The sequence below is a fragment of the Pseudoalteromonas sp. SWXJZ10B genome (assembly GCF_015864475.1).
Lineage (GTDB): Bacteria > Pseudomonadota > Gammaproteobacteria > Enterobacterales > Alteromonadaceae > Pseudoalteromonas > Pseudoalteromonas arctica.
This window is the reverse complement of sequence record NZ_JADYXD010000004.1, coordinates 186527-213025: the sequence shown is the minus strand read 5'-3', so window position 1 is coordinate 213025 and position 26499 is coordinate 186527. Positions and strand designations below refer to the sequence as shown.

19 protein-coding genes are annotated in these 26499 nt (G+C 39.5%); 5 read left to right on the top strand and 14 right to left on the bottom strand.

The genetic code is table 11. The features are described from left to right. Positions 1-53 precede the first annotated feature (53 nt). A complete protein-coding gene (locus I6F54_RS05930; RefSeq protein ID WP_197140261.1) occupies positions 54-1202 on the bottom strand; it encodes an endo-1,4-beta-xylanase in 1149 nt (382 codons plus the stop codon). A 169-nt stretch (positions 1203-1371) separates the two neighbouring features. Between I6F54_RS05930 and I6F54_RS05925 the strand changes: the two genes are divergently transcribed. Further along, on the top strand, positions 1372-1830 hold the full coding sequence (locus tag I6F54_RS05925; RefSeq protein ID WP_231613120.1) for a cupin domain-containing protein: 459 nt from the start codon (positions 1372-1374) through the stop codon (positions 1828-1830). Between the two features lie 170 nt (positions 1831-2000). Here I6F54_RS05925 and I6F54_RS05920 read toward each other — a convergent pair whose 3' ends face one another. From I6F54_RS05920 to I6F54_RS05905, 4 genes are all read right to left on the bottom strand, one after another. Further along, positions 2001-3974, bottom strand: a complete 1974-nt coding sequence (locus I6F54_RS05920; RefSeq protein WP_197140259.1) for a TrlF family AAA-like ATPase — start codon at positions 3972-3974, stop codon at positions 2001-2003. A gap of 42 nt (positions 3975-4016) precedes the next feature. After that, positions 4017-4751: a PHP-associated domain-containing protein gene (locus tag I6F54_RS05915; protein ID WP_197140257.1), complete on the bottom strand. Its 735-nt coding sequence runs from the start codon at positions 4749-4751 to the stop codon at positions 4017-4019. Positions 4752-5129: 378 nt separating this feature from the next. Then, a complete protein-coding gene (locus I6F54_RS05910) occupies positions 5130-7352 on the bottom strand; it encodes an endo-1,4-beta-xylanase (RefSeq protein ID WP_197140255.1) in 2223 nt (740 codons plus the stop codon). A gap of 572 nt (positions 7353-7924) precedes the next feature. After that, a complete protein-coding gene (locus tag I6F54_RS05905) occupies positions 7925-9058 on the bottom strand; it encodes an endo-1,4-beta-xylanase (RefSeq protein ID WP_197140253.1) in 1134 nt (377 codons plus the stop codon). A 115-nt stretch (positions 9059-9173) separates the two neighbouring features. Here I6F54_RS05905 and I6F54_RS05900 point away from each other — a divergent pair, with 115 nt between their 5' ends. Then, a complete protein-coding gene (locus I6F54_RS05900) occupies positions 9174-10148 on the top strand; it encodes an SMP-30/gluconolactonase/LRE family protein (RefSeq protein WP_197140251.1) in 975 nt (324 codons plus the stop codon). Between the two features lie 143 nt (positions 10149-10291). On the opposite strand, the gene I6F54_RS05895 is transcribed toward I6F54_RS05900, so the two are convergent. From I6F54_RS05895 to I6F54_RS05855, 9 genes are all read right to left on the bottom strand, one after another. Beyond that, positions 10292-11572, bottom strand: coding sequence for a glycosyl hydrolase family 8 (locus tag I6F54_RS05895; RefSeq protein WP_166112535.1), 1281 nt, complete (start codon positions 11570-11572; stop codon positions 10292-10294). A gap of 206 nt (positions 11573-11778) precedes the next feature. After that, positions 11779-12615 (bottom strand): ThuA domain-containing protein, encoded by an 837-nt coding sequence (locus I6F54_RS05890; RefSeq protein WP_197140249.1) that lies wholly within the window; start codon positions 12613-12615, stop codon positions 11779-11781. Between the two features lie 7 nt (positions 12616-12622). Further along, positions 12623-13366 carry a DUF6445 family protein gene (locus I6F54_RS05885; protein WP_197140247.1) on the bottom strand — a complete coding sequence of 248 codons (744 nt, stop codon included), beginning with the start codon at positions 13364-13366 and terminating at the stop codon, positions 12623-12625. Between the two features lie 5 nt (positions 13367-13371). Next, entirely contained in the window at positions 13372-14856 is a 1485-nt protein-coding gene (locus I6F54_RS05880) for a tryptophan halogenase family protein (RefSeq protein WP_197140245.1), read from the bottom strand. Positions 14857-14878: 22 nt separating this feature from the next. Beyond that, entirely contained in the window at positions 14879-15889 is a 1011-nt protein-coding gene (locus I6F54_RS05875) for a cupin-like domain-containing protein (RefSeq protein ID WP_197140243.1), read from the bottom strand. Between the two features lie 10 nt (positions 15890-15899). Then, entirely contained in the window at positions 15900-16643 is a 744-nt protein-coding gene (locus I6F54_RS05870) for a SapC family protein (protein WP_197140241.1), read from the bottom strand. A 185-nt stretch (positions 16644-16828) separates the two neighbouring features. Then, entirely contained in the window at positions 16829-19858 is a 3030-nt protein-coding gene (locus I6F54_RS05865) for a TonB-dependent receptor (protein ID WP_197140239.1), read from the bottom strand. A 388-nt stretch (positions 19859-20246) separates the two neighbouring features. After that, positions 20247-21314: a glycoside hydrolase family 43 protein gene (locus tag I6F54_RS05860; RefSeq protein WP_165740620.1), complete on the bottom strand. Its 1068-nt coding sequence runs from the start codon at positions 21312-21314 to the stop codon at positions 20247-20249. A gap of 62 nt (positions 21315-21376) precedes the next feature. Next, the gene (locus tag I6F54_RS05855) at positions 21377-22732 is read right to left on the bottom strand and encodes an MFS transporter (RefSeq protein ID WP_165727802.1); all 1356 of its coding nucleotides are present in this window, start codon (positions 22730-22732) and stop codon (positions 21377-21379) included. Positions 22733-23096: 364 nt separating this feature from the next. Here I6F54_RS05855 and I6F54_RS05850 point away from each other — a divergent pair, with 364 nt between their 5' ends. The 3 genes from I6F54_RS05850 to I6F54_RS05840 all read left to right on the top strand — a co-directional run bounded on the left by I6F54_RS05850 (position 23097) and on the right by I6F54_RS05840 (position 26449). Next, complete coding sequence (locus tag I6F54_RS05850; protein ID WP_165727801.1) at positions 23097-23825, top strand: NUDIX hydrolase; 729 nt, start codon at positions 23097-23099, stop codon at positions 23823-23825. A 271-nt stretch (positions 23826-24096) separates the two neighbouring features. Next, the gene (locus tag I6F54_RS05845; RefSeq protein WP_197140237.1) at positions 24097-25587 is read left to right on the top strand and encodes a SulP family inorganic anion transporter; all 1491 of its coding nucleotides are present in this window, start codon (positions 24097-24099) and stop codon (positions 25585-25587) included. 10 nt (positions 25588-25597) lie between these two features. Then, entirely contained in the window at positions 25598-26449 is an 852-nt protein-coding gene (locus I6F54_RS05840) for a universal stress protein (RefSeq protein ID WP_197140235.1), read from the top strand. Positions 26450-26499: the final 50 nt, after the last annotated feature.

Genomic DNA, 26499 nt, shown 5'->3' with positions numbered 1-26499 from the left:
AAAAAGGATCGCTCTTAAGCGATCCTTTACGGGAGATTAAATGTTTTTTACTATTATAAATCGCTTACAAAGCTTTTAAGTTTTAACTCACGGTCAATTAATAATGGGTAATCGGTGCGCCCTTGCATTGGCCAATCGTTACGCCAAGTGCCTGCATCGCTTATACCCCAAAATGTCACGCGGCTTACTTTATCGTCATGCTTTTTAAGTATGTTAAACACCTCTTTGTAGCGCTCGCCTAACTGGGTGTTTACTTCACTCGGTAAACCATCTGGGTATGGGTTAAAGCGCTCTTGCAAGGCAATATCTAACGAAATGTCAGCCCCTTGTTCTTCACCTTCAGGGAATGGCAAAACCGAAATATCAAGCTCGGTTATCATCACATCAATACCTGTGGCTGCGTATGCCACAATAGAGTCTTCCATTAACGAAAGCTCTGGGTTATCAAGCGAGTAATGCGCTTGCATACCAATACCATCTATTTCAATGCCTTTGCTTTGTAAGTTTTTAATAAGCGCAATTGCACCGGCTCGTTTTTCTGGCTTATACAAGTTGTAGTCGTTGTAATACAGCTTGGCATTAGGCGCTGCCTGCTTAGCGTATTTAAACGCGTATTCTATAAAGTCGTCACCAATAATGGTGCTCCATTTAGATTCGCGCAGTGTGCCGTCTTCGTTAAGTGCTTCGTTTACCACGTCCCATGCAAAAATGCGGTTTTGATAACGCCCTGCAACAGCATTAATGTGGTTTTGCATGCGCTTAAGTAATGCATCGCGGGTTAGCGGCTCGCCTTGTTCGTCTTCAAAAACCCAGTCAGGAGTTTGCGAATGCCACACTAATGTGTGCCCAACTAATTCTTGGTTGTTCTCTTGTGCGTACTGAACTAACGCATCAGCGGCTTCAAAATCATAGGTTTCTAGCTCTGGGTGTATACGCTCCCACTTCATAGAATTTTCTGGCGTAAAGGTATTAAATTGCGCTTTAGCCACGTTTAAATCTTCAGGCAAAGCCCCTAACATTTGGTCTCGGCTAATCGCTGTACCTATTTTAAAGTGGTCTTTAAATTGCGCTTTAAGCGTTAATTGCGCCGACGCTTTTTGTGCTTTTAGTGTCGGTTTACTTTGCTCTGCTGAGCCATTACAGCCAAGTGCAAGGCTCGACATCCCTAATAAAATAGCAATAGTAAGTTTATTTTTATGCATGATGTACCTGTTGTGTGTTTTTTTGTGTGCAAGGTAAACTTAACACCATATAGTCTTTTTGACAACAACGTTTTATTAAAATAGACTGAACAAAAATAACACAGTACACATTCCTTAATCACACACTTTACTAGCAACAAAATTAGTAAATAAATTAGCAAGGACACACATGAAAAACACAACAAACACTTTATCACTAACAGCCGCAGCCACCTTTGCATTAACAGTCGCATTAACTGCTGCAATAATTACTGCATTACCTGTCAGCGCAGCAGATAAACCCAAGCAACTTACCTCGTCTATAGTAAGCCAGAAAGAAGCGCACATTACTCATTACGAAGGCGGTGATTTTCATACCTACTTTTATGGCGATACATCTCTCACCAAAGGCGCTATTACCGGCGTGGCGGTTATTAAACCTAATAACGAAATACATCCCGCCCACCAGCATCCCGATGAAGAATACTTAATGATTCTAGAGGGCTCAGGTACCTGGACACTTAATGGTAAAAGCCAACCAGCACTCACCGGAGATATTTTATTTGCAGCCCCTAATGACCTACACGGGATTTATAACAACGGCGATGTGCCACTTAAGTTTGTGGTAGTGAGGTATCAGGCTAAGTAGTTTTGATTGGATTTTTGAGTTTTTAAGTGAAATAGACCAAGAGAATAATGCACTAAGAGGTTAAGAGACGCTTCGCTTTTAGAGGAAATAAAACAGCCTGATATTAAATTAGGCTGTTTGTTATACACCATGACCAGAGGGCGCTTCCTTAATTTTAGAGACCTTAAAATCTAGATATTAAACATCCTTTTATATCTTTTCTGAAGAGCAAGCTCCCCACCTTCCATTATTTCACATACATTTTTTCTTACATCGACTTCTTGCAACGCCCCAGAAGTAAGGGAGTTAATCTGACCTCTATCTTCTAATGCAATTACATATTCAGAATCACCATTCACAACAATATTTGGATTATGAGTTACGACTATTATCTGCCGCTCAGCTTTATTTTCATGGAGCTTTGAAACAATTAAGCTCGTAATTAACCCATTATCAAGGTCATCTTCAGGTTGATCTAAAAGAAGAGGCTCTGTTCCATACGATAATAAGAATGAGAGTATTGCTGAAGCTTTCTGGCCTGCGGAGCCTTGTGATACATCTTTGAATCGATTACCGTCATAGAATTTAATTGTTAGCTTATCTTCAGGGAACCATGCATTTATCGCATCAAAATTTTGTGGTTGGAGTTGTGACATAAAATCAACAAACCTTTTCCCTAATTTTGTACTTAAAACCTCACCTGAATTAAAATTAAATATACTTCCTTTAAAACTGTGAATTCGATTTAGGGATTGTTCTAAGTTATTTGAATCTGTATCTTTAGCAGTAGCTGATAGCTCTTTATTAAGGTTTAATAAGAAACCACATTCTCGATCCGAATCAAATATCTCAGCTGAGAATGAGCTATCAGTTCTCCCTAACACTTTCCTGAAAGACGCATCTAAACTTTCTGAATCAGAGAATGGTGTAATCTCAACTTGGATTGAAGAACTGCCAGATAGATATTGGTCAAGAAAAGCTAGGCGATTCACAGTTAACCTTTTTCTACATTCTATTATTTCGTGATAAGAATTATTTATAGAACTAGTTAAATCAACAACCTGCTTTTCAATTAATTCCATACTTTTTAGCGATTGGTTAATTGTTTCTCTATCACTAATTAATTTTGCATAATCAGCAGGGCTACCCACTCCTTGGCTTTGCAAGTTTGAAATTAGCTTATTATATTGTTCATCAACAGCTATGTGCACGTTATTAAATTCAGAAACACAATACCAATTTTTAAAAGTTGTAAGTTCGTTATCAATAGTTGTTATTGCTTTAGCAATATTTTCTTTGAAATTTAAAGCAACTTGAATCAAGTTATTAATTTTAGTTGCAACTTCTTGCTCATTATCTATAAGGTTATTAAACATGCTTGTATCAGCTGTTGGAATTTCAACAGCATTCATGATTGTCTCGACCTGAGCTTTTAAGTTTACGATATCGGCTTCATATTGAGAGACCTTTGTTCTTTTAGCTCTAAAAGCCTGATAGTTGTTCAGAATATCAGCATGGCCTGATTGCTCTATTGTTTTGATTTTTTGTTCTACATCAGATAGTTGACCCAAAAGTACATTTTTATTAGATAATCTGGATTGAAGTTCTCTTCTTTGGCTACACAATGTTTGAAAGTGTGTGTACTTATCTTCCCAATCCATTTTCCATTGTTGGAATCCTACTGTTGAAGATTCATCTATCAAGCGCAAAAGAGTATTCGGATTTTTTGCTAAGTTAAATATTTGTTTTTGACTGAATATTTTTATTGGAAACCTAGAGTGCGCTTCGCCATCTTCAGGCTGCCATTCACCAGCCTCCGAACGAAAAATTGACACACTATTACTCTCTTTAGTCCATTTCAAAAGGTAATTAACATCGTCTCTAGTATAAACACAACTTACTTTTGTGTTCGCCAGCATTACTCCATCACTATCCCTTGATAATGGTATTTTGACAAAGCTTTCAAAGGATTGACGAATTTCATTTAGAGAGTCTAACCCCTCTAAATCTCTACTTCTATCCATCCCCAGTCGGATAAATTCAAGGACTGAAGATTTGCCACTTCCTCTGCCTCCAATAATAGAATTAAGCCAAGGGTTAAACTCAATAACTAACGGTGATGAACGGCCTGCATACTTTGCAGATTCAATAGTTACTGAGCGCAATAATGTATTTGAAGCCCTATTAGGGTCAGAAATTTCACTATCTCATCGAATTAATGAAGAAGAACCATCAACTAATGCTAACTTAAGGCCATCAATCGAAGGTGATGACATTTTCACCCATGTAAATGCCCTACCAATATCATTTGGGTGATGAGCATCAGATCCAATTACAGATGGTAATTCGAGATTTAAATTGGTATATCGTGATAATGGTGTTGCTGCTACTTCCCTATCTGGAAAAACGATTTCAACAGCATTAGCGAGGGAGCAGACTTGCTTGACTGTATGAGATGAAGTCTGCTGGCAAAGCCCTGCTTTCATATCTATATGGGCAGGAATTGCTACACCTCTTGCAGATTGTATTTCTTTTATTATATTTTCAGCACTCTCTTCAGCAACGGAGTCGCTATCACCTTTAGTACCACGAAACTTTGAAGCACCAACAACACCATTTATATCTGCAGAAGTAGCACTCGGGTCAAAAATAGCCAATACGTGAATATTTGAGTTTGCTGTAATCTCTACACCAGGAAAGACAAATATTGAATATCCTTCAGCTCTTAAACTTTCTGCGGCTTCTTTAAGAGGGTCAATCCAATCACCAGTGTTATGATCCGTCACTGCAACACATTCAATGCCTTTATCTATATAGTCCAATAACCAATCTCTTGGCGATTTAGATGTCTTTAATGCGCGATCCGATTTCCCATAATCAAAAGAGGCTGGCGTGTGCGTATGAAAATCGAACTTCCACCATCTTGCTCCAACAAAACTCATTTTTATTTCCTTATGCTCGATTTAGGCTAGAGACAACCAAAAGCTTTATGAATGGCATCTTTAAAATTTATCGATCAGAATTATTACACCCATACTTATTTCTTATATTAGTATCAAATACCACAACATATTGCTAGTTATAAACTTTAAGCCCCATGCTCTTTCTATAATGCTTTAAAATCATGTGACACTTCTCATTTTTTATTTTTGTGAAAAACTCCGAAAACACTGAATAGAGGAGCATTTAAAAATACTCGATTTTGAATACTCAAGCTACCCTGCTGCATCATGCACAAACAATTAAAGCCCGCGCAAAAAATAGTCTGTATAAAAATACAGACTATTTAATCTGGGGTTAATTACTTTTAGTTAGGTTTATTATTCGACCAAGGTTACCGAAACATCATCTACATAAAAGTCAGCGGTGAGTTCACTTGACTCAACATAAAGTAAAGCGGCGCTTTCCTGCGTTGTAATTGAATGTGTGTAAGTACCTGATAACTGTACCCAGTCACCTGCTGCAACTGTTGTAACAGGTGTAAGCTCTAGGTACTCAGTGCTAGTGTGCTCTATTTGTAGCGTTAGTTTTATATCTGGTGAAACGGTGCTGGTATCGTCAGATAACTTAACCCATGCAGATACGTTATAGGTTTTATCTGCTGTAAATAAGCCTTTTACATCCTTTTGTAACCCATTCCACGTTTCAGTTCGCCCTTGTACTAAAGCGCTATTATTACCGCTATGGGCTTGGGTTGACTCTAAGGTTATGCTTGCATTGCCACGCGCTTGCCAGGAATCAAGTCCGGCTTCAAAGTCGCCATTAGTTAGCAGCTCTGATGAAGGTGCTGGTTGACCTACTTCAATTAGCTCTTTTAATGCATTAGCAAATCCTTGTAAGGCAGGCTTTGCAGTAAAGTCATTAAAAAATAACAGCGGCCATTCTGTTGTCGGCTCTGGCCAGTTTTGCAACCAGCTATCCTCGTCAATTACGCCCCAAATAGTTATGCCACCGCGTTGATCTTCAGGTACAGTTTCTAGGTATGTTTTAACAATATCGTAGTAGTACTGCTTTTGTTCATCCGCTCTTTCACTGGTTAAGTAAGTGAGAGGAATGCCGCCTTCGTTGTTCATACGAACATCTAGCTCGGTAATTTTCACTTTAATTTTAGGGCGAATATCGACCACTTTTTGAAGATGTGCCTGAATGGTTGAAATATCAGGGCTGTTAAGTGAAATATGAGATTGAAACCCTATACCATCAATAGGCACGCCGTTGTTGTGAAAATCGTTAACCATAGATATAACGGCATCTAATTTATCGGCATTCCAAATCAGGTTGTAATCGTTGTAGTATAAGTCGGCATCGGGGTCGGCCGCTCTTGCTGCTTTATAGGCTAACGATAAAAATTCGGCTCCTATATTTTCAAACCATACTGATTCGTCGGCGCTGTCGTCAGTGGTTTTTTCACCACGGTATTTACCGTTTTCCATAAACGCTTCGTTAACTACATCCCAGCTAACGACGGTATCGTTATCGCCTTCTTCTTCAAAATGAGTGGCAACTTGTGTTATGTGATCTTCCATCATGGTTATCCACGCGGCTTTATCACCTTGAAAACTTTGCATCCAAGGCGCAATTTGCGAGTGCCAAACAAAAACATGGCCATGTATAGTAAGTGAGTTGTCTTTGGCGTAGTTAACTAGCTCATCAGAATCATCGTAAAAAAATTCGCCTTGGGTTGGTTGTAAATAGGTAGGCTTCATAATATTTTCAGCAGAGAGCTGATTAAAGTGTTGTTCAATAATCGTTTTAATTTCTGGTCTATCTATTATGCTGTTACCAAAACCACCCGCTGGCACAGCCACGCCAATATTAAAATTAGGTGCCAATGCTTTTAAACTTTGTGCTGTTACTTCGCTGTATTGAACATCAGGTATTTCTTGTGCTGGTACATCGTCTAAAATAAAGCCTGAAAATTCGTCTAGGTATATAGACTTGTTAATATTCTCTTCTTTTGAAAAGTGAATTGCCAGCCTTACTAAAGAGTCAGCTTCGGCCGTTGCGGCTGTTAATGTTATTTTTTGCCACTCGCCTGTGAGTGTTTCTTTTACTAGGCTAAGTTGACCGTAATCTGGCGCAGGTGTTTGAATCCAAAAATCGGCACTGGTTCCCTCTTCACCTTTGGCCCAAACGCTAAACTCATAATTTTTACCACCGGTGATAGGAAGGTCTTCATAAGCTATTTCAATTCCCCACGGGTTGTCACCCAGTGTATTAACGCTCACCTCAACTGCTTTTGTGCCTTGGTAAGTATTAACGCCTTCTTCGGATTCTATTACTTCTATAGTAGAAGTTGCGCTTGATTCTTGTGTTGGCCTAAATACCCAATTTCCGACGGGTGTTGTTTGCCCTGCAGTGTCCTCTTCAAACCCGCCATTTGTTATTTCAGCTGCTATTGGCGCTTCAGGCTCTGGTGTATCAGGGGCTACTACTTCCGGTATGGGTTCAGGCACCGGTGTATCTTTATTATTCCCCCCGCACGCCATTAAAAGTGACACTAAGGTCACTAATCCGGTGTTACGAAAAATCGATTTATTCATTTTTTATTCCTTAGACTAAAGCAATAAATGCGTCGTTTTTAAACTAGGTGCAGTAAAGCCATTTGAGTGAATAAAATATGATATGAGTATTTCTACTGCATCATCAAAAAACTATTATTCAATATGACTATAACCAATTAGAAAACAAACAGTCATTTATATTTATTATTTTAATATCTCTTCAAACGTTAATATTTACTTTGTACAAGGGTACATATATAAGATTAAAATCATAGAGTTATAGTTAAGGCTTAAATTAAATTTTTATTGTTCTATATCGTGTGTGTAAATATACAATCATTAAATTAACCTAAAACCAACATTGTTATAGTCTATTTAACAATAAGGGTCAAGGTTAAAATTTAACCCGCTTCATATTGCGTTTTCTTTGAGTATGAAAAAATAATTAAATAGAAGGTGTAAGTGATATTTGCGCTTGTATTACTTAGGTAAGTTCAAGGTTTGCCAGCTCATAGCTTAGTAAAGTGACTTTTATTTACCCCTATGTGAAAATTTCCAAACAAAAAAAGCCGAGTATTTAAAAATAGTCGGCTTTGACTACACAATGCGATTTACTGAACTACTTCAGCAATGGTTTTAATAACTGGTTTAGGGTTTAAATTACGATCCCATAGTAATGGGTAGTTTGTTCTGTTTGGGATTGGGTAGTCGTTTTTCCACGACATACCATCGTGTAATCCCCAAAAGGTTACGCGGTCTATCTTGTCGCGTTTTGCGTAAAACAGTTCAAACAAGGCTTTATAACGGGCGTTTAGTTGCGCCTCTACATCGCTCGGCAAGCCATTTTTATAAGGGTCGAGGTAGGTCTCAAACTCTTCCAGCTGAAACTGCGGTTTCATCATATCGGTGCCGGTAATCTGCCCTTCTTTTGTTAAAGGCAGCACGTCTATATCAAGCTCAGTGATCATCACTTTTATACCCAGCGCAGCGTATGCATCGATAGCTTGCTCAATGAATTGCATTTTAGGAAAGTTAAGCCCCCAATGCGCTTGTATGCCAATGCCATCAATGCGGATACCTTCTTTTTGCAGCATTTTGATCATACGTATAATGCCGTCTCTTTTTTCTGGTCGCCATGCATTAAAGTCGTTGTAGTAAAGTTCGGTATTAGGTGAATACTGCTGGGCGTATTTAAACGCAGCTTTTACCATTGTATCGCCATCGCCTAAGCGGTTAACCCACACAGTTGGTCGATAAGAGCCGTCATCAGCAATTACTTCATTAACTACATCCCACGCATCTACTTTGTTTTTATAGCGCCCTGCTACTAGCTCTATGTGTTTGCGCATTTGCTCTAACTGCTCTGCTGGGGTATTTGGCTCATTTTTGCTATTTGTAAAAAACCAGTCAGGCGTTTGGTTATGCCACACTAAGGTGTGGGCTACGGTAAACATGTTATTTTGCTTTGCAAAATCTATAAACGCATCTGCACCACTAAAATCGACCTTACCTTGCTGCGGATAAATTACTTCAGCTTTCATGGCGTTTTCTAGGGTGACTGTATTAAATTGCTTAGCAATAATTGACTGCGCGGCTGCGTTTTTGCCTGTCACTATATCTTGATTTACAGCAACCCCCATTTTGAATGAGTCTGCAAAGGTGTTTTTAAGACCTTGGTCTTGTGCAGCGTTTACGCTTAATGATCCTGCAAGTAAAAGCAGGCTGAGTGTGTGTTTTTTATGCATGTGTGTGCTCCGTTGAATCGTTATTATTTTCGATAAATATCATACAACGAAAAAAATAAATGATATAGTCAAAATGACCATTAATTATAAATTAAACAAACCTGAGTAAACGTCTATGCTAAAAACACACAAAAAAACGCTAAGCCTAGTTGTATTAATGCTCTGTTTTAATAAAGCAGCGCTGGCACAACAACCTGAAAATACACCTTTGTTAAACGCTGTAAACAGCCAAAGCAATGAGCAGTCGCCATTAATAAAGGGCGTAACACCCACACTCGTTAGTGACAATTTATTATTTTTAGAAGGCCCAACGTGGTCAAGCCAAGACAATGCGTTTTATTTTTCAGAAATGAACTTTGCTAGCTCGCAAGCACTTGGCCCTGATTCGACCATTTATAAATTAGTGCTGCCCAATACCCTCACCACTTATTTAAAACACAGTGGTACAAACGGCTTGTATGCCAAAGGGCAGAACCTCTATACGCTTAACCATAGTACGCAATCGCTTTCTAAAATTAATATAAAAAGTAAAACTAATACCGTAATAGTTAGCGAGTTTGATGGGCTAAGCTTTAGCTCGCCAAACGATATGACTATGCATAAAAATGGCGATATATTTTTTACCGATCCTAATTGGCAACTAGGCGAACGCACTCAGCAAATGCCTTATACCGGGGTTTATAAGTTAAGTAATACGGGCACACTTAGTTTAATTGACGCCACGCTTAAAAAACCCAACGGTGTTGCGCTATCCCCAGATCAACGTACCCTTTATATTGGCGACTTTAGCAACCGCGTAAGCAAATACACTATTGATGAAAACGGTGATATTTCACCGCGCGAAGACTTTATTAAGGTAACCTCGCCCGATGGTATAAAAGTAGATTCAGCTGGCAATATTTACGTAAGCAGCCACAAAAAAGGCGTTATTAATATTTATACGCCACGCGGCTCACTTATCGATAAAATTGAACTGGGCCCTAATGTAACCAACCTTGCCTTTGGTGGTAAAAATCGCAAAACATTATTAATAACCACCGCAAAGGGCTTGTTTACGCTTGATGTAAAAGTAGCGGGTTTGGCTAACTAATTAAGTACTTATTAAAGGGAAAGTTAAGCTCACTCGTTAAGCACAAAAACCGGTGTAACTTGGTTACACCGGTTTTTTATTATTTAAGTTTTTGCTGCCTAAGCTTTTGCTACTTAGATTTTTGCTACTTAGGCACCGTTATTTTAATTAAACGTGTTGTTATAAAACTTAAAATTGCCCGATACATGCAGCATAGCTAACATATATAACGAACCATTGTAGTAGCGGTAGTTACCTGTTGGTTGTGATAAAGACCAGAAGTCATTAAAAAACTCATTTGCTTGCCCAGCGTTTGTTGAAGCAAGTAACGCTACTGCATTCGCGGCTTTTTGACCTTCACCTGCGCAGCCTTTGTTTTGCGCTCCACCGTACGAATACACTTGCTCGTAACAGTTTTTACTGTTGTTTGTTTTTGCATAACTTAAAAAGCCTAATGCTTTATTTACTGCACTTTTATGCCATGCTTGAGCACCCATTAAATGCGCGTCTAAGCCAACATTCATAATTACGCGCCATGCATCAAACTCATACCATTGACCTGGGTTTGCTTGGCCGTTAAAAATGTAGCCAATAACAGGGCTGCCATCTAAGCGCGATAAAAATGTAGGTAAGTTCCAATGCGGATTATCATTCACTTTTGTAAAATGGTTTTTAAGTAAGGTTCTACTTTTTGTAGCCACTTGTCGCCAGTAATTTTTGTCGGCTTGATTAGTCACGTTATTTGCAAAGTAGTCGTAAAACGCAGGTATATGATAAGAAGGGTCTGTTAGGTTATCAATGTAAGGTGAAAAACGGATTATTTGGTTTTGCATCAGCTTGTTTTTAATTGTGTTTAACATGGTAATGGCATCAGCATAATAATCAAATTCGCCCGAATTACCCCAACGAGCTGACGCATTAAGTAGTGCGAACGCAAAGTACTCTTCGCCATCCGGAGCCGGACCTTCATCTACTTTATAAACAAAGCCGTTTTGATTAAGCTTTAGTTTCCACGCGTAAACGCCTTGTTTTTTTACATCAGGGTGATTGTCTGGATTTTTTTGATACGCTTTAGCAAAGCGCCATAGGTTATCAAATTCTTCTTGCTTGTAGAGCATAACAGCGGCGGTCATTCCCCACGATTGCCCTTCTGTTCTTATATCGTCGCCTTCGTCTGGGTTAATTGCTTTTATGTAGTGTGCTTTATAAACACCGTTTTCGGTGTACGGGTAGTAAAGTTGTTGAGTGTTGTTATAGCCAAACATATTGTCAAAAGTACTATTCACCTTTTGCTGTATATTTGTTTTACCCATTTCTTGTGCGAGGTTACGGTATGTCCCTGAACTGTCGGCGCCTACACTCGATGGGTTATTATTAAATGCAGCAAGTGATTGATAGCTTATTAGTGTTAACAATAAAGTTGTTATTTTAAAAAATACTTTCATGTTTATCCTCTTTATTTGAATTATATCTGCGTGCAAATTTAATATAGTCTTTTTGACCATTTGATCAAGGAATTCTCAAAACTATTTGTTTGTTTTATAAACTAAGTAAAATGTGTGAGGTGTTTAAGAAATGCTTAAAAAATATAAAAGGCCGCTTAAAAAGCAGCCTAAATCGACATAAATAGTGTTAAAAGCGTATTTATTAGTTATTTATTAATTGCTACTTTTTTTAACCCTTTACCCGTTGCAGCCCAATAAATTCCGCCATAAATATGCTCTGTTAAAAACTTACTTTTATACACCGCATTAGTATGCCCAAGGGCTGTATAAAATGAGCGACCACCATCGTAATTGTGATACCACGAAATAGGATGAAACGCCCCCATACCCGAGCCTGTTTTGTTATTACCCCAATCGGCAGTTGGGTTGTAACTTTTCTCATCAACTGTGAGTAAGTAGTTTAACTTAGTTAGCTCGGGCCCAAACTCGTACCACTCGTCGGTCCAAAGCATTTCCTGCGGCATATGGTTTAAGCCAATAAAGTGAGTATTAGGTACTTTACTTAGTACGCCAGTTTGAATAACAGGATGAATGTTAAAGGTGCGCCCCACCAGCTTTTGGTACCACGCCCAGTCGTATTCGGTATCTGATGCGCTATGAATACCAACAAAGCCTTTACCTGCTTTTACAAATCGCTCAAGCGCGGCTTGCTCTTTTGGGTTTAAAATATCGCCTGTGGTTGATAAAAACACTACTACATCAACATTTTTTAAGTAATCGTCGTTAAAATAATGGCTTTCTTCATGCCAAATTAAGTTAAAGAAGTGCTTATCGGCTAAGCCTTCTAGCGCTTTAACGCCTTCGGTTTGCGACTTATGGTGCCACCCTGCGGTTTTTGTAAATAGCAGCACATTAAATTGCTTTTTAGGGAGGGTATCAAACCCTGTAGCATTACTTTTTTGCACTGTTACCATACTCAGCGCCAATACAACAAAGCTTAATAGCCAACCCTTATATGCAAATCTAGATAAAGAAAAAGACATAGTATTCCTATTTAAAATGAACAAACATATTAGCCGTTAGCCGCCCTGTTTGTGGACACGACGAAATATCGGTAGCCGTATTAAGCAAACTTGTATGCAGCAAATACCCAGGAAACACAATAAGCCTATTTGGCTTATATTCTATGTGCTTGTAGCACTCAAACTCACTGTGCTGCGTGGTGCAATAACTAGGCTTTGCATTATCTAATTCAAGGTACTTCTGAGCATATGTTAAATACGTGTTTTTGCGCTTTGAGCTGATTGTTTCAAACCCTGTTTTTTTATGCCTAAAAAACCCAGTGCCGCCATGCTCGCCTTCGCCAAGGTAATGAATAATGGCAATTAAGTTAGGATCGTTTGTATCAAAGTGTGGCAAGGTTTGTATTGGTGATAGCTGCTGCTGTGTTTTAGTAATTAACGATAAGGTATTATCTTTTGGGTATGGGGTAAGTGTTTGCCCAATATTAAATACGTTATAAAACCCCTGTATAAGAGGCTTTAGGTAATCAACCACACATTGCTTTGGAAGCGGCATTCGTAAACCTGGGTATTGAGTGAGTTCGTCAGGTTTAAACTCGCCATTATTTTGCGCATGATTTTCATCACTTAGGGCAGCACTTTCATCAGCACTTTGCGCTAAGTTTATAAGTTTTTGCGGCTCACTCAGGTAGTTGTCAATTATAATAATTGGCGTTTGCTCTTGCCCTATAAACTCATACTGCGGCTGTAAATTATTGCCAAGTGTTAGCATATTGCTTACTTAGCCTTGCAATAATGATTAATAAAATCAATGTGACTCGGTAAGCTATCTGCTTTTTTAGCAACATGATTTTTTATTGATTCTAAAAATCGTTTAAGCTCATCATCGCTCATGCTATCAACAATCGGGTGATAATTTTGCGGCACTAGCCCTTGCCCTAACATCACTTGTAACCACGAGGCTTCGCCAAATAACTCTTGCTCTGCTTTATAAACATGCCCACTTTGCTTAAATAGCTCAATGCGTTTGGCAAGCGACTCTGGAATTGGCATGTTTTTACAGTAACGCCAAAAGTCGCTGTCGGTGCGCTGTGTCACATGGTAATGCAGCACAATAAAGTCGCGAATGTTTTCGGCCTCAAAGCGCATTTTGTTATTAAAGTCATCTTGATAGCACGACTCGATTGCTTTGGTTGGCATGTTTTGCATTAATCTAATAATGCTTTGCTGAATTAAATGAATACTGGTTGATTCAAGCGGCTCAATAAAACCACTTGCCAAGCCAATAGCAACACAGTTTTTGTTCCAATGTTTACGCCGTGTACCAGTGCGGTATTTAATAACGCGCGGCTCATTAATAGGTTTGCCTTCTACGTTATTGAGTAGCGCTGTTTTGGCCTCATCATCGCTCATGTATTTACTACAAAACACTAAGCCATTACCACGGCGGCTTTGCAGCGGTATTTGCCACTGCCAACCACATTTATGTGCCATTGCACGCGTATATGGCACTATTGGGCTTACTAATTCGGTTTGTACTGCCACTGCGCTGTCACACGGGAGCCAATGGCTCCAATCTTCGTATCCGGTGTGTAGCGCTTGCTCTATTAATAAACCTTTAAAGCCGGTGCAATCTATAAATAAATCACCCTCAATAATTTGCCCGTCACCTAAAGTAAGCGATTTTATAAAGCCATTAGTGGGCTCTAAGTTAACTTTGCTTATCATGCCTTCTATACGTTTAGCGCCGTTTTGCTGTGCAAAATTTCGTAAAAATTTAGCGTACAAACCGGCATCTAACTGATAAGCATGGTTACGGTCTTTATTCGGCACTACGGCAAATTTACCCAAGCGACTTGCTACGTGCTCTGTGCAATAATCACCAATATCGGCTGCTACACCTTGTTGCATCCCTTTTAGCCAAAAGTGCTGAAAACCTGCAGCCCAACAACCTTGCCCCACATAACCAAATGAGTGAAAGTAGCTTTGCTGGTTTTGTTTCCAGCCCTCAAACGATATGCCTAACTTAAACGTGGCATTAGTGGCTGCCATAAATTCTGATTCACTAATTTTTAGCAAATCATGAAATATATGCAGCGTAGGAATAGTTGACTCCCCGACCCCTACGGTATGTATTAAATCGGATTCAACCAAGCATATTTCAATATTTTTACCTAGCAGCTTTGCCATTGCAGCGCTGCACATCCAACCAGCGGTACCGCCACCTGCTATTACGATTTTTTTAATTGCATTTTGATTCATATTTCAAACCTTACAAGTACGCTTAGCGTCTTAATTTATTTTGTAATTCGGCTCTTAATTTACGCGCTGTTAGCTCATTCATTGGCTTTGTTAAAATAGCCTGTGCGGGCTCTGGTATGTGGGTAAATTCGTTATCAGCAAATACATAGTAATTAAACAAACGTTGCCATGCGGCGCGCTCATGCTTTGGTAAATTACGTATGTTTAAAATAGCAAGGTGCAACGCATTAGTCGGTTGACCATAAACCGCTGGCGTATTTTTAAACCAATAATTAAACAGAATATTTAAACTGCCAAGCCCCTCTACTTGGTGCCACCACATACTGGGTAAAATAAGTGCATCGCCCGCCTCTAAGTCAACGGTAATTGCCGCTTTTATTGCCTGTTCAAACTTAGGAAACTGCTTAAAGTTAGGTGCAGTTGTGGTGGTTAAACTTATAGGCTGACCACCTGGTGCTTTATCAAGCGGGCCTACATATAAATTATCGATTTGATCGGGGGGAAATAAAGTAAAACGCCTTTTACCTGCAACGCAACACGCTAAATTTTGCGCTACGTCGTAATGTGCTGGCACGGTAACCTTACCGCCTGCCCACACATTAAATAAACAGCCTTCGCTTAACGCATTAACGTGGCAGTGATCAACCAAAGAAGGTAAGCATTGTGCAATGCTAGTAGAGCCAATGTATAGCGTATCTGCGTGTGGGTTATTTGCAGTTTGCGTTATTTGCTCAAGCGCGTTAATAAATGGCGCTTGCTGATTAGTAAAGTTAAAACCACTCATATCGTGGTTATACCCTACAACCCCATTTTGACTGGCGGCTATTGTGCAGATATTAACTAAAAAACCTTCGTAAAACGGCGTTAAATAATCAATTGCTGCAGCATCAGATTTTTTAGCAGCAATAACTAGGGGCCATTCGCTTACAAACCCTTTTAGTACAATAGGCACAGGCGAGTTTAAAAGCTCCCTTGGTAACGTACTGGGAGTTAAACCACTGAGCGATTGAATTTTATTTACTAAATTTGCCATAGTTAAGCACTTACATCGCTTGCTTTTGTAGCATAAGTTGCTCGTTTTTAAGCGCCACTAAATCACGTACATGTACTTGCGATGCAATGACCATATATATACACGCTAAATACCCTTGTGAGTGAAGCTCTGCAATTGCCTCGCTACCTAGCTGGTTTAGCGAGTCTTCGTTTATGGTATAAAAACCGAGTAAGTTATGTTTAAGCCCGTTTACTAAATCAAGTTCTAGCGATACCGACTCAAGCAAACTATGTTTAATTAAGGTTTTAATAAAAGGCTGATTTTCTTGAAGGCCATGATGAAGGCTGTCGAGCACGTTTATTATATTTTCGAGGTAATCACTATTTCCGCCGTGTTCTAAAAAGAGGCTAATACCCTGCTTTGTTGACACTTTTGGTGAGTCTAAATCAATACTAAGCATGCGCTCTTGCGTTGCTACACCGTTTTGCATTGTATTTTGAGTCGCAATAGCAAAAGGCAGTCGCTGCATGCTGAGCGGAATGTAGTGTGCTTGCCATTGTTGGTTTACTAAAAATAAGTTTTCGTCTCTGTTTATGCCGTATAAACACACCGGCGAAAATGTATTTGTTGCGTCATCTTTGGTAAAAAATATTGGGTAATGTGCTTGAGCGACTCTAAATTCGCTTACAAATGTTTCGCTGTACCAAACCCCGTCACCTAAGTGTGTGCCGCGTGCAGGGTTTATTTTTAAATGCTGATGCTCAACATTATTTAATAATGCATGATTGGCCATGGATTGTGTGCTCCAATTATTGTTATGTGCCTTTACTTACTACTACGCATACCTACTGCTGTGAAGTGAATGTAACAAATAAGTTAAATTCACATTGACTATAACAGGTGGGTATTATTATTACTAGATTAAAAAGAGCAAAAAAAAGCCGCATAATGCGGCTTTAAATAGGTAGATAATATTTATTAAAAATTATAACGAACACCTAAACCGTAGCGAGAGCCTGTTTGAGTGATGTTATAAATCAGCTCTTGCTTGCGCCCGTACGATGTTACGTACTCGTCAGTAATATTTATACCTTCAATAAATACGGTAAGCCCTTCTACTGCGGGTACTTCGTAACTTACGTTAAAGTCTATTTGGTAATATTCATCGGTATAAATTGGCGCAGTTAAATCGCCATTTACACGGCGCTCATTTAAAAACGAGTCGCGCCAGTTATATGCAATACGTGCTTGTAAGCCTTCTTTATCGTAAAAGAACACCACGTTTGCCGTATCACTTAACCCTACAAGTGCTTCTGTATCCTCTAATGAGTCGTTGTCGTATTCAAGTCCTGAGTCAACCATGGTGTAGTTAAAAATACCGCCAAAGCCTGACTCACCAAATAAGTGCTGAATATTAAATTCAAAGCCATCAATGGTGTATTCTTGGTCGCCATTTACAGGCACGTTTATTCTAAAGTTTACAGGTTCATCTGTTGCTGGGTCACCAACAATTGTGCCGCCGTCTAACTCGCCATTTTCATCAAAATTAGGCTGTACATTTGGATCATCAGCAAAGTTTTCAAAAATATATGTTCGAATAGCTAAGTTAGAAGCATCAGCACCAAGTGCACTTTGTGCTGCTTTGAACTTCTCACCGTTTAAAGGATCGGCAAGATTAAAAATATCCGAATCTATTGTGCCTGTTGTGATCCAATTGGTTACGTCTTTTTTAAAGTAACCAAACGAAATATAGCTACCTTCGCCGTAATACCATTCACTTGATAAGTCGTAGTTAATTGATTCAAGTGGTTTGAGTCCTGGATTACCAGAGCCACCCGAATAACCACTTAAACTACCGCCGGTATTAATAGTTGTTCCGCCTTGTAGCTGACCATAACCCGCTCTTGAAATAGTTTTGCTCGCCGCTGCGCGGATCATTACATCTTCAACTACTTCAATATTAAAGTTAATATTTGGCAGAAACTGGCTGTAGTCTGCCGATTGGCTTAGCGTTTCAATACCGGTAACACCCGTTACTGATGTGGCTGTATCTTCGTTCCATTCTACGCTGCTATAACCGGGTGCTGTTGCTTTAGAAAATACGTCTGTTTTTTCGTAGCGTAAGCCAATTTGTAGGTCGAAGAACATGCCGCTCAATTCGCCTTTATAATTTACTTGTGCAAAAGCAGACTGCGTTTTTTCTTCAGTAAAGCGGTTTGTTGCTGCATCCCAATCGGTTGAAGCACAAAATTGTCCTTCGCCATTTGGACCTACCGCTGCGCCAGCCGCTGCTTTACAATCACCGTAAAGGTTATCTACGTTAGCAACAGGGTCAGCAAACTCGGCAGCATTTACAATCGCATCAAAGTCGGCAAAAAAGATTGTATTAAATAAATCGTATTCGCCTTGTGTTGCAGTGCCTTCAAAGTTACCCGCTTTAGCTTGAAACTTATCTAAAATAGTATCTTGGCGCCAATCAATATCAGCAAAGTCGCCCTCAACACCAACACCACCCCAATCTGGGCGTTGTACTTGGGTATGACGATAATGGTTATTTACTTTGTTAACCGCAACACCAAAGTCGATGCTTAGGTTGTCGTCAATGTAGTAGTCACCTGAGATTTGTGTTTGATCGATTTCTGAATCGTATTTATCATTTGCAAACCAGCTACCCGATAAGCGCATAGTGCTTGGGTTAAAGTTTTCGATGTTACCAATTGCAATACCGGGTAAATCGCCAGTTAAATCAAGCCCAGAGCGCGTACGTGTGTACGAAGGCAACTGAATATTGTTACGCGTACCGTGGCGTGGATCGGTTGCTTTCATAGAGGCTTTTGAACTGTGATGATCAAACTCTAGGTTAAGTTGATCCGACACTGCCCACTCTAGGTTAAAGCCTAATGAATCTGTTTTTTCTTCGCGGCCCCAAGAACCTACAGTAAGCGACGTATCGCGGTAGTCGGCATCACTTTGAATGTCATAAATTTCTGAGTAAATAAGTGGATACGCGTTAGGCTCGCCCGCCCAAACAGATTCACTTCTATCGCCAGCGTAGTTAAACCAAACTGAGGCGTCCGTATGCTGCTCTTCAATAGTTGTTTTAAAGCCGGTGTAATCAAGGGTTACTGTAATGTTTTCAACAGGCTGATATTGAAAAACTAGCTGCCCATTTATACGCTCACGTTGGCGCTCTTCAAACACATAACGTGGTTGTTGCGGGTTTGAATAAATACCTGATGTAGGTCTGTTTGTTCCGCCTTCTGCTCCTGCAGGTACGCCGCCCCATCCTGTATTTGTGTAATCAGATGCTCTGTAACCTTGATCTTGAATAAACTGTTGCATACCGCTTTCACGGTCTTGGTAACTACCCGATATCGAGATACCAAACTTGTCATCCCCAAATGTTTGCGAATATAAACCGCTTACCTCTGGTGTAATGCTGCCCTCATCGGTTGATTGATCATCTACGGCTTTTACGCCAAACGATGCTTTTATACCTGGGCTATTTAAGGGTCTGTTTGTTGTTAAGTTTATAGTTGCGCCAATGCCACCTGAGGTAACACTTGCGTCTGATGTTTTATAAACTTGCACACCCGATACGCTTTCAGATGCGACATTTGCAAAATCAAATGTGCGGTCACCTGTTGTATTAGGAAGCTGACGACCATTAATAGTAATTAAGTTATTAGCAGGTCCAAATCCACGGACTGTTACGCGGCTACCTTCACCGCCGGCTCTATCAATTGATACGCCGGTAATACGTTGTAGCGATTCAGCAAGATTGGTATCAGGAAATTTCCCCATATCCTCAGCCGAAATTGCATCGACAATACCAGAAGAATCGCGTTTAACATCCATAGAGCGTTGCAATGAACCTCTAATGCCGGTTACTTGTATTATTTCTACATCTTCATCGGCAACGGTTTCTGCAGCGTAGCTTTGGTGAGGAAGCGTAACCGACCCTATTGCAGCGAGTATGGCTGTTGAAATTATCTTTTTCTTAAACATCATGATGCCCTTTTTCTTATTTAATTATTATTGACGTACTGCAAGACTTTAAGAATTACTCGAAACATAATTGTAAACTATTTGTTTCATTTTACGGCCAATAAATAATTATTGTGTGTGTATGTTTTAAACGTTTTACAAAGACCACAACCAGTTTTAAACATGTGCTACTTAACTAAAAAACATTAAATATCAGCAAGTTTATGCTAATTCTTTGTGCTAATTTTTTACTTTAAAATATTTTCATTTTGTCATATGTCCTCAGCTTCCTCTTAAATCGACCATTAACAAAATAAATTAATGGTCATATTGACTATATCTTTTTTATGCAAATAAAAGGCGTTGCAGTGCTCACGCAGATAATTTGCATTGTTTATAACTATTTTTATTAAGCGTGTTCATATGGGCTTATTGTTTGGATTTTTCCGTTTTCGTCGTGCTCAAGCTTAGCCATTTTCATACTGCGTAAATGGGTTTGCCCGCTCGATAACGTACTGTCGTGATAAAATAAAAACCAATCACCATTGTGCTTAACAATTGAGTGGTGCGTGGTCCAACCCAGTACTGGGTTTAAAATAACGCCCTGATAGGTAAATGGTCCGTACGGATTATCGCCCGTTGCATAGACAATTTTGTGTGTATCACCCGTTGAATACGAAAAATAATAAACACCGTTGTGTTTGTGTACCCATGGGCCTTCAAAAAAGCGGCGGTTGTTATCGCATACTGTAATTGGTAAGCCACTCTCATCAAGTACAACAACCTCTTTTACTTTTTCGCTTAGGCTTATCATATCTTCCGATAATTTTGCTACGCGTGCTGGAATTGCAGCTTCACCATTTTTTGGATATGTACCTTCTTTGTTAAATTCGCTTGTTTGCCAATTTTGTAATTGGCCGCCCCACAAGCCACCAAAATATAAATAATGGCTTGAGTCGTCATCTTCAAATACAGCCGGATCGATACTAAACGTGCCTTGAATGTAATCGTCTTCTGCTTTAAAGGGCCCTGTTGGGCTGTCACTTTTTGCAACGCCAATTCTGAAAATACCTTGCTGATCGCGTGCCGGAAAATAAAGGTAATACTGACCAAGTTTATGCGCTGCATCGGGTGCCCACATTTGCTTGCTTGCCCATTTTACGTCGTCTACACAAAGTGCTACGCCATGGTCTATGGCTTTGCCTGTGCTTTCGTCCAGCGAAAACACATGGTAGTCGCGCATTGCAAAGTGGTCGCCGTTATCATTAATTTCATTTTTTGATTCAATGTCGTGCGACGGGTAAATATACACTGTGCCGTTAAACACATGCGCAGACGGATCGGCGGTATACATGTGATCAACTAATACATTGTGATTTTGTATTAACGAGTTGGCTCGTTGTAAGTCTTTTAACTGTTTAAGTTCAGCGTCACTTAATCCATTAGATGGGGGTGCTGCTTGCGCTGTATTTTGCATTTTTACTCCTAGTATTGCCTGCCCAATTTACACTTTTAAAAGGTGAAAAATGGACTGCTAAATTAGTTTATGGTTTTGTTATCAGCCAGCTTCGTTTGAATGCGCTTTACTTCAGGCTCGGTAAGTTTGTAACGTGTTATAAAAATTAAACATGCCACGGTACAAATTACTGGAATACCAGCAAAGGCGAGTAAAATGCCTGATAACGTGTGTTCTGATTGCTCTTGATTTGGTACGTAGGCGTACCCTGATAATATCCAGCCTGCAATAGCACCGCCGATTGCAAAGCCTAGTTTTATTGCTAATAAATGACCCGAAAACGTAACTGCCGTTAATCTGCGGCCAATTTTTAATGCGCCGTAGTCAACCGTATCAGCCACCATCGAAAACATAATTGGGGTAATAATCATGTGGGCAAAGTTAGCAATAAAGTACACAATAAAAATGGTTACGATTGCGTCGCTCTCAAGTACATAAAACATGCTGTGAGAAATAATTACGACCACTAAAGCGACAATGAAAAGTGTTTTCTTTTCAATAAACTTGGTTAAAAAGTTAGTAGATATAGCGCCCAATACTGAGCCAATTGCTGAGAGTGTTAAAAAGTTAGAAGTAAGCGAGGCTTCTCCTACGTAGTACTTAATATAATGCGGTGCTACTGAGGCTCTAACGCCAATTAAGATTAATGTTGCTAGGCTTATAACGGCTATAACAACCCATTGATCGTTTTTAAATAGGCTTAAAAACTCAAGAAAGGCATTCTTTTTACTTTGCGCGGGTTTAACTTGTTTCGTTTCTTTAGTCATTTTAAAACACAGTAAAAAACACGCTGCGGCAAGTCCGCCTAAAAACACCATTGCTAGCGGGTAACCTACTACATCGTTGCCGTCGCCAAAAAAGGCAACCAGCTTAGGCAGTGCCCATACAATTACAAGCAGTGCTGCCATTGCCATTGCAAATCGGTATGACTGTAGCGATGCGCGCTCTTTAGGATCGTTTGTCATTACTGCGCCAAGTGCACCGTACGGTATATTAATGGCGGTATAACACGTCATTAATAGCCCGTAAGTTAAGTAGGCATATATAAGCTTGCCCGTAGAATCAAAATCGGGGGTTATAAATGCTAAGCAAGCAAACACACCGTACGGAACAGCTAAAAATAATATGTAAGGGCGGTAAGAACCCCAACGGCTGCGCGTTCTATCCGCAATGCTGCCCATTATTGGATCGGTAATACCATCAAATAAACGAACCGCTAAAAGTAGCGTACCCGCAGCTGCTGCAGATAAACCGTAAACATCGGTATAAAATATCAACATAAAGTTAGCGACCATTTGAAATACAATATTACTGGCTGTATCACCTAGGCCGTACCCTATTTTTTCTTTAATTGTGAGTGTGTGTTTTGTGTTGTTCATGTGTGCTCAATTTTCAATGCAAATCGATATAGTCAAAAATACTATATGCATTTTTGGCGCATGTAAACATTTATGTTACATTTTTAATCAACTGGTAATTTATTTAATACATGACGCTAATTTGGCGTTAAATTTACTAACATACAAAGGTATTATTCGTTCGATAAAAAAACAATACCAAACCAAAGTCGAATATCGCCGTTAATGCGTAAAAACAGGGACAGTGTATAAAGTGATTAATTAAATAGATGTGATTGTTTTAGATAGGATTTATAAATGTTTTTTATTTGCGCTTTAAGCGCCTTTTATATACTCTTAATAGTCTTTATAACAATATGTATGTATAGCATTGGCTGAGTAATTTATGCACCATAAAACATCAAATATTTCTAACAATATTGACGAAGAATCGATTCCTGATGACTGCATTAGTAATCTAACCGTAGATAATATTGTATTTGCTATTCATGAAGGTAAGTTAAAAGTGCTGCTGGTTAAATATAATCGCGGTCTTGCAACAAGCCAATGGGGTTTAATTGGTCATTGGGTTCGTAAAGACGAAAACTTAGACCTTGCAGCTCTGCGTGTTGTTAAAAGTACCACCGGTGTTGAAAACCTTTATTTAGATCAGTTAGGTGCATTTGGTAACGTAGACCGCTACCCCGCTAGGCGTATTATTACTATTGTTTACTACTCGCTCGTGCGCTTTGAAGAAACCAATCTTGTGAGTGGCGATAACGCTGTAGAGTGTGAGTGGTTTGATGTAAACAACGCACCTGCTTTAATGTTTGACCACGCCGACATTTTAAAAAGTGGCCTTGATTACTTACGTTATAAAGTAAGGCACGAGCCTATCGGTTTTAGCTTACTCCCAGAAAAATTCACCCTGCTTGAGCTACAAGGAATTTACGAGTCGATTTTAAATAAGTCACTCGATAAGCCTAACTTTAGACGTAAGTTTCAAAAAATGAACTTATTAATAAACTGCAAAGAAAAACAAACCAACGTAGCCCACAGAGCTGCTACTTTGTACCGTTTTGACATAAACGTATATGAAAAATTAAGAGAGTTTGGTTTTACATTTGAGTTTTAAATATTCAAAAACATTATTAGATTAAAGTTTGGTCTTTAAGGCCAAACAGCATGCTGCTAAAGTGTATGTGTTACTTATAATTCGCCCGCATTATTAATACACACTAATCAAAAAGGAGCTTTTTACTTGAAACTTACGCCGCCCTAGGCAACCACTCCCTTTTTCATCAGCACGTTGCGTGCACCCTTAATCGCCATCTGCGCGAGAATCACCGTTATTTAAATAAAATATTCCCCTATACTTTGGGAAACTAACTAATTAGGTTACTTACATGTTTGATCACGTAAAAAGAGATTGGCTCTCTAATATTCGTGGTGATGTGCTTGCTGGTATTGTTGTGGCGCTTGCCCTTATACCTGAAGCGATTGCCTTTTCTATTATTGCGGGTGTTGATCCAAAGGTGGGGTTATACGCCTCATTTTGTATCGCGGTTATTATTGCCTTTGTAGGCGGACGCCCAGGTATGATTTCGGCGGCAACCGGTGCAATGGCACTGCTAATGGTCACGCTGGTTAAAGACTACGGTCTTGAATATTTACTGGTTGCCACCTTACTTACCGGCGTAATACAAATATTTGCAGGGTTTTTAAAGCTTGGTGAGTTAATGCGGTTTGTATCACGCTCTGTTGTTACTGGGTTTGTAAACGCATTGGCAATTTTAATATTTATGGCGCAGTTACCAGAGCTTACCGATGTTACCTGGCATGTTTATGCGATGACCGCAGCGGGCTTGGGTATTATTTACTTATTTCCGTATATTCCCACTATTGGCAAAATACTTCCCTCTCCTTTAGTGTGTATTGTTGTTATTACGCTTGTTTCACTGTTTTTAGGGCTTGATATAAGAACCGTTGGCGACATGGGCGAACTGCCTGACACTCTGCCTATATTTTTATGGCCTGATGTACCGCTAACACTCGAAACACTGCAAATTGTTTTACCCTACTCAATTGGTCTTGCTGTTGTCGGCTTACTTGAGTCAATGATGACCGCCACTATTGTTGATGACTTAACCGATACAACAAGCGATCGTAATAAAGAGTGTAAAGGTCAAGGTATTGCTAATATTGGTGCAGGCTTATTTGGTGGTATGGCGGGTTGCGCCATGATTGGGCAGTCTATCATTAACGTTAAATCGGGCGGTCGTGGTCGGCTCTCAACGTTTATTGCCGGTTTGTTTTTAATCATCATGGTGGTGTTTTTAGATGAATGGCTACGGTTAATTCCTATGGCTGCATTAGTTGCAGTAATGATTATGGTATCGATTGGTACGTTCTCATGGGCATCAGTTAAAGATTTAAAAAAGAACCCACTTTCGTCAAATGTAGTGATGATTTCCACCGTTATTGTGGTGGTTGCTACGCATAACCTAGCTATTGGTGTTTTAGTTGGCGTATTGTTAGCAACGTTGTTTTTTGCCAATAAAATTGGTCGCTTTATGGTGGTTAAAACCAATCATGATGAAATCAACGACCAAATAACCTATGAAGTAGTTGGCCAAGTATTTTTTGCCTCTGCTGAGCAATTTATAGCGTCGTTCGATTTTAAAAATGCGGTTGCTAATGTAGTAATAGATTTAACCCATGCCCACTTTTGGGATATAACAGGTGTATCGTCACTCGACAAGGTGGTTATTAAATTTAGGCGTGAAGGCGCAACAGTTGATGTTATTGGTATGAATAGCGCAACCGAAACCGTTGTTGATAAGTTTGGTGTGCACAATAACCCTGAAGAAGTCGAAAAACTACTTGGCGGACATTAAGGAGAATGTAATGACTAAAATAATTACCTGTGTTGATGGCTCAGCCATCACTAAAAATGTAACCGAAGCCGCTATTTGGGCTTCAATAAAGCTAAATAAACCCATTAGTTTTGTGCATACGCTTGAAAAAGCCCAGCAAACTAATATCGGCAACTACTCTGGCAGCATTGGGATTGGCGCGCATTCTTCGCTGCTTAGTGAAATGGTAGCCCTTGACGAGCAGCGCTGCAAAGTAAGTTTAAAAATGGCTGACGAATTATTAAACTCAGTAAGTGAGCATGCTAAATCGGCAGGCATTACTAATTTTGAGTTAATTAAGCGCCACGGTGATTTGCTCGATACCGTTATCGACTTTAAAGACGACACTCGCCTTATTGTTATTGGACAAAATGGTACTGGGCATAGTAATAGCTTAGCGGTACTTGGCTCGCATATAGAAACCCTAATACGCAATGCAACCCAACCTATTTTGCTTGTTCCTGAAACGTTTAAACAACCTACGTCATTTATGATTGCGTACGATGGCCGCGAAACAGCCGACAAAGCGCTACAACAAGTGATTGATGGCGGTTTATTACACGGCTTGCATTGTCATTTAGTGAGTATTAAAAACAACGAAGAAGACCTTGAAGAAAAGTTTATTAACGCGCAATACAAACTCACCAGTATGGGTTTTAAAGTGTCAGCAAGCTTTTTAGAGGGCAATATTTTTGACTCGTTAATGCAATACAAAGAGCAAAATAATGTAGAACTAATTGTAATGGGTGCGTTTGGCCACTCTAAGCTAAGGCAGTTTTTTGTAGGCAGCAACACCATTAAAATGCTCGAAAACAGCGATGTGCCTGTGGTTATTTTGAAGTAAAGGTCACTTTTAAGTAAGTGGTTATTTTAAAATAAGTAGTTATTTAAAAA